The 13,417-nt window shown below is 33.4% G+C and carries 10 protein-coding genes; 9 read left to right on the top strand and 1 reads right to left on the bottom strand.

The features are described from left to right. Window positions 1-463 precede the first annotated feature (463 nt). From H1230_RS09600 to H1230_RS09640, 9 genes are all read left to right on the top strand, one after another. Complete coding sequence (locus H1230_RS09600; protein ID WP_239715254.1) at window positions 464-1,546, top strand: ABC-three component system protein; 1,083 nt, start codon at window positions 464-466, stop codon at window positions 1,544-1,546. Continuing rightward, window positions 1,546-2,034 carry an ABC-three component system middle component 2 gene (locus H1230_RS09605; RefSeq protein ID WP_239715255.1) on the top strand — a complete coding sequence of 163 codons (489 nt, stop codon included), beginning with the start codon at window positions 1,546-1,548 and terminating at the stop codon, window positions 2,032-2,034. The genes H1230_RS09600 and H1230_RS09605 overlap by 1 nt, the downstream gene beginning before the upstream one ends. Further along, window positions 2,035-3,912, top strand: a complete 1,878-nt coding sequence (locus H1230_RS09610) for an SMC family protein (RefSeq protein WP_239715256.1) — start codon at window positions 2,035-2,037, stop codon at window positions 3,910-3,912. A 122-nt stretch (window positions 3,913-4,034) separates the two neighbouring features. Then, window positions 4,035-5,876, top strand: coding sequence for an RNA-directed DNA polymerase (locus H1230_RS09615; protein WP_239715257.1), 1,842 nt, complete (start codon window positions 4,035-4,037; stop codon window positions 5,874-5,876). A gap of 274 nt (window positions 5,877-6,150) precedes the next feature. Beyond that, window positions 6,151-8,778 carry a sacsin N-terminal ATP-binding-like domain-containing protein gene (locus H1230_RS09620; protein WP_239715258.1) on the top strand — a complete coding sequence of 876 codons (2,628 nt, stop codon included), beginning with the start codon at window positions 6,151-6,153 and terminating at the stop codon, window positions 8,776-8,778. A gap of 12 nt (window positions 8,779-8,790) precedes the next feature. Continuing rightward, the gene (locus H1230_RS09625) at window positions 8,791-9,648 is read left to right on the top strand and encodes an RNA-binding domain-containing protein (RefSeq protein ID WP_239715259.1); all 858 of its coding nucleotides are present in this window, start codon (window positions 8,791-8,793) and stop codon (window positions 9,646-9,648) included. A gap of 707 nt (window positions 9,649-10,355) precedes the next feature. Continuing rightward, window positions 10,356-10,766 carry a hypothetical protein gene (locus tag H1230_RS09630; protein WP_239715260.1) on the top strand — a complete coding sequence of 137 codons (411 nt, stop codon included), beginning with the start codon at window positions 10,356-10,358 and terminating at the stop codon, window positions 10,764-10,766. 49 nt (window positions 10,767-10,815) lie between these two features. Continuing rightward, window positions 10,816-12,036: an IS256 family transposase gene (locus H1230_RS09635; RefSeq protein WP_239713906.1), complete on the top strand. Its 1,221-nt coding sequence runs from the start codon at window positions 10,816-10,818 to the stop codon at window positions 12,034-12,036. A gap of 96 nt (window positions 12,037-12,132) precedes the next feature. Further along, window positions 12,133-12,666, top strand: a complete 534-nt coding sequence (locus H1230_RS09640; protein WP_275591180.1) for a tyrosine-type recombinase/integrase — start codon at window positions 12,133-12,135, stop codon at window positions 12,664-12,666. Between the two features lie 6 nt (window positions 12,667-12,672). Here the strand turns inward: H1230_RS09640 and H1230_RS09645 are convergent, their stop codons facing one another. After that, window positions 12,673-13,119, bottom strand: coding sequence for a hypothetical protein (locus tag H1230_RS09645; RefSeq protein ID WP_239715262.1), 447 nt, complete (start codon window positions 13,117-13,119; stop codon window positions 12,673-12,675). Window positions 13,120-13,417 lie beyond the last annotated feature (298 nt).

Genomic DNA, 13,417 nt, shown 5'->3' on the forward strand with positions numbered 1-13,417 from the left:
GACTTAGTTCTAAAGTCTATATCTGTTTCTTTGTGTGGTATAGAATTCTTTCTTCAATCTTTTGGCTTGGGTCTCGTACAAATTGCACAAATTGCACAAATTGTATTTATAAAACACGGTAATATGGGAAAATAACAGAAACGGGATTAGTGAAAGTAATATTTCCAATCCTACTTACATGGATTTGTTAAATATTTTGAGAATATACGCCTCCTGACAATATTTTAAGAAACAAAGAGCCGGGCACGATGGAAGGTGTCCGGCTCTTGCATTAAGTTTAGCCTCTCGTGAGAGCTACTTATCATTTAGAAATGAAAATGGGTTAGGTACAATGCTAATATCAAATGTATGAAGCACCATCAACAAAAGGAAAATGAAGGTAGTTCCGAATAAGTGTTTTATGGTTCATAGTACCCATTTATTAATAATAATATTTATAAAGAGGATCGGGGTAGAAGTCAGAATGATTGTTTCCACATTTAAATTAGCTCAATTAGATGAGGTTGAGCCTCTAAATGATCCAAGCGTATTTGATTTCCCTATTCCGCCATTACAACGAGTGAAAAGCTTTTCCCCTGAAGAATTTGAAGCCTTTATTGGTGAGTGGGCTATCTCTTGTGCTAAGCAACTATATAAAGACGTTTATAGAATCGGAAGTGCAGGAGATATGGGTCGTGATGTAATTGGAGAGTATGATGATGGATTGTGTGATTATTATCAGTGTAAGAGATATGAAGGCAAATTAACCCCAAGCGAGTATTGGCTGGAGTTCGGTAAGTTATGTTACTACACTTTTAATAAGGATATACCGATTCCTAAGAAATATTATATTATTGCATCACAAGGAATTGGTTCTAAATTTTTGAAGATTATCAAAAGCCCTGAAGCAATAAGAAAAGGTCTTATTGAGCAATGGGATGCAAAATGTAGCAAAGGAATAACAAGCGGGCACAAAATAGAATTAAAAGATTCTTTTCTTGATTATGTGAAACTCTTTGATTTTTCCATTGTAGATACTTTTTCAATGGAACGAATTATAGAAGAACACAGGAAAACTAACTATTTTTATTTTAGGTTTGGGGGATCAATTAAACCTCGAAGAGGAAGTGGAATACTGCCACCAACTACACCTGAGCAAAGCGAATTAAAGTATGTAAATAAAATACTAGCAGCGTATTCTCAGTATAAGAAAGTAACCATTGATTTAGATCTGCTTCAAACTATACCTGATTTACTGGTTGATTTTAAAGATAATCGAATTAATTATTATAGTGCCGAATCTTTAAAACGTTCTATAAGGGATATATTTTCTAGTGAAGATCATTTTGGAATATTAAAAAATGAGATGAATAGTGGTATTAAAGATTTTATGAAGGGTGAGTTTTATGATGGATATAAAAAACTTACTAAAACAATGCATGAGTCAACCAAAGTAAACTTATCAGTGAGTATTGTAGATCGGGATTTGCATTTCGTAACAAACGAAGATAAAAAGGGTATTTGTCACCATCTAGCAAATGAAGATGAAATTGACTGGGTGATATAATGAGTAATTTACTATTATTTAACACGCCATTGGAATTAGGTTTAAGAGGTTTATATTTACTGCAGGTCTCATTTCCACTGAAATGTAGTTTGGACAGATTAATTTTTCTTGATTATTTAACTATCTACACAAAGGATTCAGATGCTTCTTTTGATAGTTTACATCCAGAATATCCTTTAAGGACAATAGAATTATTTAGTCGAAGGGAAGCCATAAAAAAAGGAATGTTATTAATGGCCTCAAAGGGATTAGTAAACATTGACATTGAAGAAGAGGGCTTTTTATACTCAGCAAACATTAATACTAATTGGTTTATAGAAGCTTTATCAGAAGAATACTCGAAGAAATTAATGAATAACGCTTCTTTAGTTGAAAAGAGATTTAGGAATTTAACAGATTCTGAGCTTGAAAAGTTTGTAAATACAAATATTAAGTCTTGGGGGAAAGAATATTTGAATTTTTTCCCTTATAAAAATGAGGTGTTCTAAATGTATGGATTTTATATAAAGGAGCTTAGGATAACTGGACCGGGAAAGGAAGATGCAGTTCTCATCTTAGAAAAGGGGTTTAATGTAATTAATGGTCCTTCAAACACAGGGAAGTCTTACATCTTTAAATGTATTGACTACATGTTTGGAGCTGACATGTTAAGAGAAATTAAAGAAAGCAAAGGGTATGAAAATATTTTTTTAGAAATAAGAGATTTTAAAGATGATACTCCCATTACGATACTTAGATACATGAACAAGAAGTCTATATTGTATACTTTCTCTGATATTGGTAATTTTTATAATACAAAGCAACACAAATTAAAAGAAGATCATGATCCTAATGGTGACGATAATATTTCTAAGTTCCTTTTGAAGCTTATAGGGATAACAGAGAACAAATATATGCTAAGTAACAAGAGTGGGAAAAAGAAGACTTTAGGTTTTCGCTCAATAGTCAATCTATCGATGATTAGTGAGACTAAAATAATCTCTGATACAGAATCCCCTGTTTTTAACAAAATAAAAACAGATGAGACGTACTGCAAATCAGTATTTAAATTTTTATTGACTACTTTCGATGATATAAACTGCGAGGAAATTGAAAAAGCAGAGATTAGAAAGGCTAAAATCGATTCGAAAATTGAATATATCAATAATGAAATAAAAAAACTAACTGAAGAGAAATTCGCATTACAAAAACAATTAGAAGTAGCCTCCTTTGAAAAGATAGTAGATATTAACGAGTACTCCGAAGAAATTGAAAAAATTGAAAAATTAATTGTTGAAAAACGAAATGATATCATTGATAAACAAAACATACAGAATAAACTAAATTTGCAGCGAAACCAACTATCATTATTATTAGATAAATTTAAAATATTAAACGATCAGTATAAAAGCGATCTGGAAAGATTATCATTTCTGCAAACTGGTGATGATTGTCTAAATCAAATCCACATTAATTCTTGTCCTATTTGTAATAGTAAAATCGACGATAATGTGTTTAACGAAGAATTCTCCTTAGAAATTTTAGATGCCTCTCAGCAGGAGAAAGCTAAAATAAACTTGCATATTTTAGAACTTAACAAAACGATTGAGTCTACTATTTTAGAAATAGATGAACTCGAATCAACAAATAAAACATATGAGCAAGAAATAAATAAGTGCAAACAAGATGTTGAAGCGTTCATAGTAAGAGAACTGACTCCTTTAAGAAGCGTATTAAAAGCATACTTAGAGGTAGTAAATTTAGAAAACAAAGTGAAAAGTATTGAAGAGAGATTTGTGTCAAAGAACGAAGAGCTAATAAATTTATCCAAAGCGAAAAAACAAAAGCAACTTAAAATCGATTACAAGAGCACTATACCTTCAGCAATTCTAAATGACTTTTCTGGCGAGATATTTAATACGTTGACTGAATGGGGGTATGAAGATTTAGAGAATGTCACTTTTGATGAAATGGAACAGGATATTGTAATCAACAATCAAGCAAGAAAAAATAATGGTAAAGGTTTTAGGGCTTTCTTTTACGCCGCCTTCTCTGTATCATTGATAAATTATTTAATAGATCGAAAACTTCCGTTTTCTCGAGTGTTACTATTAGATTCTCCAGTTACAACACTAAAAGAAAATGATTCTAAAGATGCAACTAACAAAGACGATGAGATGATTGATGTATCCATGCAAGACTCATTGTTTATAGCGCTTTCTAAAAAAAGTAGCGATAGACAGGTAATTATTTTTGAAAATAAGGAGTTGCCTCAGCAAGTTGAGAAATGTAATCATATTGAATTTACAAAAGGTAAAAGTGTAGGGAGATATGGTTTCTTTCCGAAGAACAATAGTAATGTAACTATATCTTCGAATAATCTATAATCATTTAAATTTTTTATGAGAAGTTAGAAGAAAAGTTGAAAATGTAATTAAAGGAAATTCATTGAAATTATACTATTTTAACTTGATTTTTAAAAGGTTTCATTGTGCATGAGGAGGAGATTATGAGTAGCATTAATGATGTATATGACTTTATATTAAAGGATTTTCAAAAAACACTTTTTCCACTTCGTTCTGTTCTATTTATCGCAAAATATCAAGCTGACTCGATTTTAGAGTACATTAACAATGAAATATTCTCTCAAACCTGGCTGCAAACTTTTTTAAATGAAGATGATTACAAAAAAGTAACGCAGATTATGAATAAAGCTCAATTAAAAAGAATTAATGAAAATGCACAATCTTATTTTTTGATTCAACCTTGGGTTTACGCTCTAAAGGATAAAAAACATTATAGACAAACTTTTCAGTTAGATCCTATTTCTTTGATTTTTACATACGATTTCGTATATAGAAACAGAACTTACTTTCAAAAACAAGTCTACTCAAACCGTGAATGTTTTGGATATACTTTCAGTGGAGACAGTTATAGTTCACAAACTGAAGAATACAGGCTATTTATTAATAAGTTACAATCATTAAAGAATGATTATGGATTTATGGGGAAAATAGATATATCTAATTTTTTTAATAATATCTATCACCATGATATTGTTAGTTACATAGCAAGAACTATTAATCAGCAAGAAGCTGAAAAAATAGGGAAATTTCTAAGAGAAATTAATGAAGGGCGAAGTACTAGTTGTATGCCACAAGGATTATTTCCGATGAAGGTTATAGGTAGTAATTTCTTGAGTTTTATAGAGGCTTCTAGAGAACTTAAAAGTGAATTTATTATACGATTTATGGATGATATTTATTTTTTTTCTGATAATGAGGAAACCATTACAAATGATATATTCACTGTTCAAAAATTACTAGGTGAAAAAGGCTTGTGTTTAAATGAAGAGAAAACTCTAATTACAACAACAGAAAATGAAGAGGAAAACGATATTGAAACAGTTAAGATTTCATTGTTAAAAAAGAGAAGACTTATTATTAATTCCTACACCGATGAATTGGATGATTACGATTATGAAATTGAAGATTTAACAGATGAAGAAATTGGATTTTTAAAGGATATGTTACATAATAGGAAAAATATTGAGGATGAAGACATAGAGCTTATACTCTCTTTATTGATGACTTCTGAATCAGAAACAATTGAACTGACAAGATTAGTTTTAAATAATTCTCCACAATTAACAAAAAACTTATATTACAACATTAAAAGAAATTATATGATGATTTCGGATACTATTATAAGTGAAATTGAAGTTTATCTTAAAAAATCGTTCATCCCAGAATACCAATTGTTTTGGATAACCAAAACAATAATAGATTTCACTAAACTTAATGAGTCAATAGCTGATTTATTAGTTTCAATTTACAGGCATCCATCTGTCACTAATGTTGTGAAGTGTTTAATTTTGGAGATACCAGAAAATAATTATGGGTTCCTGGAATTGAAAAAAAATATTGCCCGGGGACATGCACCCGAACTAATAATTAGTGCTATGGTAGGTTTAGTGAGTCATGAAAAATCAAATAGAAATCAGATATATAAATACGTAGGTAAGACAAATTCAATGCTTCGAACAGTTACTGTTGCATTGTCTTCATTGGAGGTTAATGCACATCAGAAACTGTTAGAGGATTTGGATGAAGTAAATATTAATAAACATAATTATGTGAGAAACAACTTACTCAAAGCTGAACTAAATAACGATCAAATCTTTAAAACAAGTGAAGCTTCGAATAGTCCAACAATAGAAGGAATTAATCTAGATGATTTAATGGCTGAATTGGATTCAAACACAACAACAGTTATGGAGGTAACCTCCCCGGCCACGGAAGTTAACAACCCAATTGTTTTTAGTATCGATGATGATGATTTGCCATTCTGATTTATTGAAAGCGATGTTTAAATTAGTAGTTTAGGCGTTGGACTCCTAGGGTTTGTTGGGTTGGGGCTGTAGGGGCTATAAGTGTTACAAAATTTCCTGTATTCTGAAGAAATTGGATTAGTTAAAGAGCAAATAATCCAGAATGGAATGAATGATATTGTGCTTCCAGTTACCCCAAGTAATAATATGGATAAGAATAGCTATTAGCCTACTCTGATTAATTCAATTATATAGATAACTACTAATAAGCAGGAAGATGAGAGGGGATTATTACATGGGTAGTGATAATATGGATAGAAAAGACCTTATTGATATTTCTGCCAACAAAATAAACAAAGAGCTATATGATGTATTTAATGGCTCTGATGATAATACTGTTCGCAGATGGATTTGGGAGCTGATTCAAAATGCTTGTGACACTTCCAGCACTCCGGTTGATATCTATGTCCAACATGATATCGAAAAAAAGATGGTCTCATTTTCTCATACGGGTGATCCTTTTGATAATGAATCGCTTAGAGGCTTAATTCTACAAAAATCATCTAAAACCGAAGATATTGAAAAAGGTGGTCAGTTTGGTACGGGCTTTATTACCACGCATTTATTGTCAAAAAAAATTAATATTACAGGGACTTTCATTAATAAAAATAAAGAACGCATACCTTTGGATTTCAATTTAGATAGAAGTAATTGGGAAAATAGTCTTGTATATAAAGAAGCCATACCAATACTCAAAGCTCATATTTCTGAAGCACTAGAAGAGTTGGATAAGATAGATGAAACTCCGGCTTCGGACGGTAATCTTGCTAATATTACAACTTTCAGATATGCTTTGGAATCTTTAGCAGAACATCATGACGAAAATAAATCTCCTGTTGTACAAGGAATTATGGATTTAGAAAAAAATATCCCGCTATTATTATCTTTTAGCCGTAAAATAAAGTCTATTGAAATAAATGGCGTTAAATATATCCGTAATCGTGATGATGATTACTCTAAAAATGAATTTGTTAGCTTTAGTAAAGTTCGGATCAATGAGAATCCAGAAGAAATTCTTTTGATTAAGCATTTGAAAATGAATTTTGAGATAGCAGTTATTTATAAGAATAAAACAATAATGAGATATCCTGAAAATAGTTCGCGCATTTACTGCCGATACCCTTTGATAGGAAGTGAATACTTTGGGTTACCGTTTGTAATAAATGCTGAATCGTTTCAAGTCACAGATCACCGTGATTCTTTACAAATACATAATACAAACAACATTATTTTGGATGAAGCTATTCTTTTATACGGTCGAATTATCGATTTTTTGATTTCCGATTCTTTTAGGGATATACATAATCTCTGTTATATGGAAGAAAAAAATAACACAGATAAGCTTAGTCAAAAGTATTGTCTCGAATCGAAAAATATATATTGTAAGAAACCTATTATCGAAACTGCCAATGGCGGAATGAAATCGATGCAGGAAATTAAGTTTCCATTCATTTTTAACGTTAATTTCAATGATGAAATAAAACAAGAAATGGATACTGGCATTAGGAAAAATTTCATAAAAGACTGTCAGAAAGATTTCTATGATTTGATGATGTATTGCAGCAATATTGATTTACCAAAGTATGAACTCTGTGAATCACTTTATAAGATTTATAAGGAATCACATCTTTCTATACAAAAGGTCATAGAACTTATTTTGCCAATTAATAACGGACTACTCAATAATTTAAAAGTGAATGCCTTCGAATGGCTGAATCAATTTATTGATTTATTACAAAAGTTAGAAATTTCTATTTGGAAGGATGAAAAAATATTTGTTAATCAAAAAAATCTCCTTTGCACCCTAAGCAATCGTTTTATTGACGAAATTGATGTAACGCTAAGAGGTGTATATACGGGTTTATTAAATGAAACTGAAATTAAGGCTGGCGATTTGGAAAATAAATTAATTCATAAAAATTTAGATTTATCAAAATCTATTTTTAAAGATTTAATTGGTAAATTCGGTAATAAGGATATTGCAGTACAAATTACAGATATCATAACGAAAAAACTATCTGAGGAAAAATCAAGAGGCAGTCTTGAAAGAGAAAAAACACTTCAAGATACATATGACAAATTATTTTTTTGGATGTTAGAACATGAAGAAGATTCTAAAAATATATTCCCTGTACTATTTGGAATGAGAATGGACCTGTGTTCAAATAGCGAGCATATAGATAACTACTTTGCAAGACTTGAAAAAGATAAGTTCTTAGAGGAAACGAACAGTGATTCATTAGACGCTGCAAAGTCCAAAATTATAGATTTGAAAAAAGAATTAAATGAAATGCAAGAAAAAATAAATGGATTGGAAAAGACAGTAGAAATTGAAAAAAATATTGATTTAAAATTAATAAATGAATTTGAAGGTATGGATGTTACCGAAATACTTGAAAATCTGGCTAAGCTGTCAATTTATAATGAAACCGATATGCAACGATATCTAGATTATACAAAACAAACCCCTGAAAGAAAAAGGGCATTTCTAAAATATATTAGTACTGGGCTCTCCGAGTATTATCAAAAAATTCAAGAGATGTTGAGCATATCCGAACAAAGAGTTTCGAGTTATTTAATATCAAACGGATATAAATTAGAGAGTAAGAGGAAAATTGCACCAACTGCCTACGACACCATTAAAAATAAAGATGGCGATAATATTATCTTGATTATCCGCCCAAGCAATAAGAAAAAAGTGATTTTTTATTATGACAGCGAACCTAATTTTTTAAGAACTAATAGTGAATTATGGGTTGTTGACACTGATAATCCGACGGATATTCCGAGACAATTAACTTTAGGAGATATATTGTTAGTTACACAAATAAAAGTTATACCCTTGAAAAATTTATTTGTATAAAGGAGAATCGATATGTTTTACATGGATGATATTTTTAAAGAGAAAATCCAGAAAAAGGAAACTAAAAATGTTAAATACTATTTTACAGTGCAACCCGCTGATAAAATGGCAGAAGAGATGGTCGCATTTGCTAATACGGATGGTGGTTACATATTTTGGGGGATAAACTTTAAGACCGAATTTGAATTAGTCGGAATTACAGGGGTATGGCTTGAAGAAAGATTGCAAGAAATTATTAATCGAATCCCTAAAGAATTAAATTATTGCATGAGCGAGTTTAATGTGGAAGGAAAAGTGATATTTGGAATTAGAATTTTTAAATCAAAGGATTGCTTGAAGTTTAACGGGAAAAAATATATTATGAATAGTAATATTAGCGAGCAAGTTAACTCTAAAATATTTATCAGCCATTCATCTAAAGATGAGAAGTATGGTGCTGCTCTTGTGGGCCTTCTCGAGGACATAGGCGTTAAAAGTAAAGATATTATTTTTACAAGTGATGATGAACATGGTGTTCCTTTGGCAGCAAATATTCCTGACTATTTAAAAAATCAACTTGATAATAACTGTTTTATGATTTATTTATTATCTGACAATTATTTTGATAGCCCAGCTTGTTTAAATGAAATGGGCGCAGCTTGGGTAAAAACAAATGACTACATAAGTATTGGTGTTCCGAGTTTCTCTTTTGGAAATGATAAATTTAATGGCGCTTTTATCGATACAAGAAAATTGGGTTTAAACATGGACAATAGAACTAAACTAGTGAGTTTTAGAAATTTAATTCAAAATAAATTTAGTATCGAAAAGATGGATGATGAAAGATGGAGTAGAAAACTAGAAGAGTATCTTAAAAAAATTGAGGATTAACTTAACTTTGTTGGTAACAACTGAAAATAAAAGGCAAGCTATAACGAAGTTTTTAACCTCTTGCCACACGAGGCTTCACGTCTTAAACCTAATAAATTCATAGAATCTCGGAACCTATGCCCGTTGGCTGGGTTCTTATTCCATTCTTGAAAGTGAGGCATTTTGTCACATGTATTGAGGTAGTCGGCTGTAGAAACATAAATTTTGTGATTCCTTGTTCTTAAATTCCTACTTTTGTATTTTTGTAAGCGTACAAACCATTTTTGTCACACTATCAGGAATGAAGAGCAATATTATACCAAGGGGAGTAGAAGTACATTGCTTTTGCTTGGAAAATTGCTAACATTTTTGCTAACATGGCTGCATATCCGATTCTCTGAACGCAGAGAGTATGGAACACAAAAAAGCACTCTAACCCGCATGGTTAAAGGCTGTATGCCCGATCTTCCTGTAGCGTAGAAAAGGTACTAAGAAGACCGTTTCAGGACTTAAAATCCTGCGGTACGTGAGTACCGTACGGGTTCGACCCCCGTCCTCGGCATCCTTGATTTATAAGGGTTTTACGACTGTAGCCCTTAAATAAAGCTTCCGTCAAAAGCTAAAGGTCCTGCGTGTCTAGGAATCACATTCCAACACACAGGACTCTGACGATAATACTCCTTTTCAGTGCTTGTCTAACCACAAGTTCTGGAGAGGAGTTTTTGTTGTTGGCTAGAGTTACACAAATTAAGAACAATAAGGCAGTGGTTTGGGCAGAGGCATTGACGCAGTTTCTATTTTGGAAGAAGGCACAGGGAATCAGTGAACAAACACGGAAAGACTACGATCAGCATGTGCGGCTCTTATTTAAAAGGTACAGTGATTCGTTTGAGACAATGGATAATCTCAAAAATAATCTGTTTGAATACCTAGGACAAGATAATATCAAGCCATGTACCTACAATAATCGTTTGGTATATTTACGGACGTTCCTTAATTGGTGCGTGGAGCAAGAGATGATTGATTCTAACCCAATTAAATCAATGAAAAAGCGTAAAGATGAGGGACGAGTTGTAAATATAGAACAAGATGTATTAATTAAATTATTGGCAGTCGAGTCTGTAAAATATATTGTGTAAACTCTCAAACCCATTAAAATGGAAGTAAGAGAAAGGTTGGGGAGAACACATGGGACTTTGGACAAAACAGCAGCTGCGGGAGTTTATTAAGGAAAACAACTTGGTCAGCGCAAAGGATGCACAGAATGCCTTAAAGGATTTATTTGCCGAGACGATTCAGGAGATGCTGGAAGCCGAAATGGATACGCATTTGGGTTATGGAAAGCATGAAGTGAAGGCGAAACTCACTCCAAACAGTCGTAATGGAAAAAGCCGCAAAACGGTAGTTAGCGAGTACGGCGAACAGGAAATCATTATCCCTCGAGACCGTTTAGGCGAATTTGAGCCTTTGGTGGTCAAGAAGCATCAATCGAATGTAACGGGCATCGAGGAGCAGATTGTGGCGCTGTACGCCAAAGGCGTCAGCACGAGAGATATCCAAGATCATTTACAGAATATGTACGGGATTGAGGTCTCGCCCACACTCATTTCCAATGTGACCAACAAGATTGTTCCCCTCATTAAAGAGTGGCAGAATCGCCCCTTACAAGGTGTTTACGCGGTAGTCTATCTGGATGCCATCCACTTCAAAGTCAAGCAGGACGGGGCTATTATCAACAAAGCAGCCTACATGGTCATTGGCATCGATCTGGATGGAAACAAGGATGTACTGGGTATGTGGATTGGCGAGAACGAGTCCTCTAAGTTCTGGCTTAGCGTACTGAATGAACTGAAGAACCGCGGGGTTCAAGACATCCTCATCATCTGTGTGGACAACCTGTCTGGGTTCTCTCAAGCGATTGCGGCCTGCTACCCTCAAACGGAAATCCAAAAGTGTATTATTCACCAAATCCGCAGTTCCACACGGTACGTTTCGTACAAGGATCTGAAGAAGGTTACTGCCGATTTAAAGCCCATTTACAAGGCAGCTACCGAAGAAGGAGCCTTGCTTGAACTCGACCATTTTGAAGAGGTGTGGGGAACCAAATATCCGCTCATCCTACGTTCCTGGCGGAATAATTGGGAGGAATTAGCTACCTTCTTCAAGTACCCTCCTGAGATCCGCAAGCTTATCTACACGACAAACATGATTGAGAGTTACCACCGCCAGCTACGTAAAGTGACGAAAGGAAAAAGCATCTTCCCCACGGATGAGGCGCTGCTAAAAATGCTCTATCTCGCCACCGTCGACGTGACTCGAAAATGGACGGGGCGCGTTCAAAATTGGGGACAAATGCTCCTTCAGCTTTCGGTATTTTTCCCAGATCGGGTCGGTCAACACTTGCGATGAATCGCCACTCCCCCTCGGGGGAATCTGTGCTTAAAAGAGTTTACACAAAATTATTGACAGACCCTGGCAGTCCCTAATAAACAAACCTTTGTAGGGTTGCGAGATTTTGCTTTAATACTTCTCACCTTGGATACAGGCATCAGACCCAAAGAAGCTTTATCACTCAGGATTCCTGATTTTAACGCTAACTCACAAGAGATCTATATTACTTCTGAGAAGGCTAAAACAAGAGTCTCCAGAACACTACCCATTTCCATACCGACAATTAAAGCCATCCAACAACTGATAAATGTTAGACCTGATATTTGGAGCAGTAGCGCTCCAATATTCTGTACACTTGAAGGCAAAGCGTTGAATCGTCACACATGGGGAGATAGGTTGGAAAGGTATAGCAAAGAGTTGGGAGTGCATATACGCCCATATGATCTCCGACACACATTTGCTCTGGAGTATATCCGTAATGGTGCTAACGCTCTGATCTTACAGAAGACATTAGATCATAGTGATCTGACCATGACTAAACGATATGTAGCATTGACGTTAAATGACCTAAAGGATGAACACATCAAGGCTTCCCCTATCAGCAAACTTCTCCCTGAAACAAAACGTTTAGGGAATTTGAAAACGTGAATAGTTTTATGAGTTATTTCTTAGCTGCATGACTTTTGTTAATATCTCTTTTTGTTCATTGATTTTTGCGTGATTTTCATGCATGAATGGAAGAAATTCCTCTTCTTTGAGAGTGAAACAAGGATATTTCAAATTCAGCATTGAAGACATATCTAAAAATCCAAAACAAATATCACTTATCCACCAAAGTCTCTGTTTTGTTATATCTGGCTGTTCAATATCGAAGAAATGAAAAGTGAATATACCATTGTCCAATGTTGAATTGAAGCTTGTCGGCAAGATATTTCCATGAGTGGCAAACGCATTAATAGAGTTTTTCATAATGTGAATACTTTTGGCGAATTGTTCTGATTCTTTTTCTAACCAAGTGCCAACCGTTTTAGTGATTTTATAGGAATGTACGGTTCCATCATCTAAAAATTCCCTAAATACGTCTTCGTTTCGTTCATACATGCTGTACAAACAAAGCGATATTGATTCAAGAGAGTATCTCAACATCATATTAGTTTGTATATCATGTTTTCGAAGAGTCGAGAGCAGAGATAAATAAAGACTTTTTTGGACTTGAGATAGGAAGCGAAAGTACAAATTTGCCTCTAATTGAGGGTGTGAACAGAAATCTAATAAATAACCTACCATTTTCTGTGCTAATAGGATTGAGCATATAATCACCTCATTTTCAAATTATTAAAAGTACAGATAGATTATACTAATTTAGTATATTTGCACAAGTTTCTTCCATTCATTTAAT

This window comes from Paenibacillus sp. 19GGS1-52 (assembly GCF_022369515.1).
In the GTDB taxonomy this organism is placed as follows: Bacteria; Bacillota; Bacilli; order Paenibacillales; family Paenibacillaceae; genus Paenibacillus_AQ.

Excerpts from the sequence above, each read along its gene's own strand:
- H1230_RS09635 (WP_239713906.1), top strand. The coding sequence starts at position 10,816 with ATGGGACTTTGGACAAAACAGCAGCTGCGGGAGTTTATTAAGGAAAAC.
- H1230_RS09615 (WP_239715257.1), top strand. The coding sequence starts at position 4,035 with ATGAGTAGCATTAATGATGTATATGACTTTATATTAAAGGATTTTCAA.
- H1230_RS09605 (WP_239715255.1), top strand. The coding sequence starts at position 1,546 with ATGAGTAATTTACTATTATTTAACACGCCATTGGAATTAGGTTTAAGA.
- H1230_RS09610 (WP_239715256.1), top strand. The coding sequence starts at position 2,035 with ATGTATGGATTTTATATAAAGGAGCTTAGGATAACTGGACCGGGAAAG.
- H1230_RS09645 (WP_239715262.1), bottom strand. The coding sequence starts at position 13,119 with ATGTATGAACGAAACGAAGACGTATTTAGGGAATTTTTAGATGATGGA.
- H1230_RS09600 (WP_239715254.1), top strand. The coding sequence starts at position 464 with ATGATTGTTTCCACATTTAAATTAGCTCAATTAGATGAGGTTGAGCCT.
- H1230_RS09625 (WP_239715259.1), top strand. The coding sequence starts at position 8,791 with ATGTTTTACATGGATGATATTTTTAAAGAGAAAATCCAGAAAAAGGAA.
- H1230_RS09620 (WP_239715258.1), top strand. The coding sequence starts at position 6,151 with ATGGGTAGTGATAATATGGATAGAAAAGACCTTATTGATATTTCTGCC.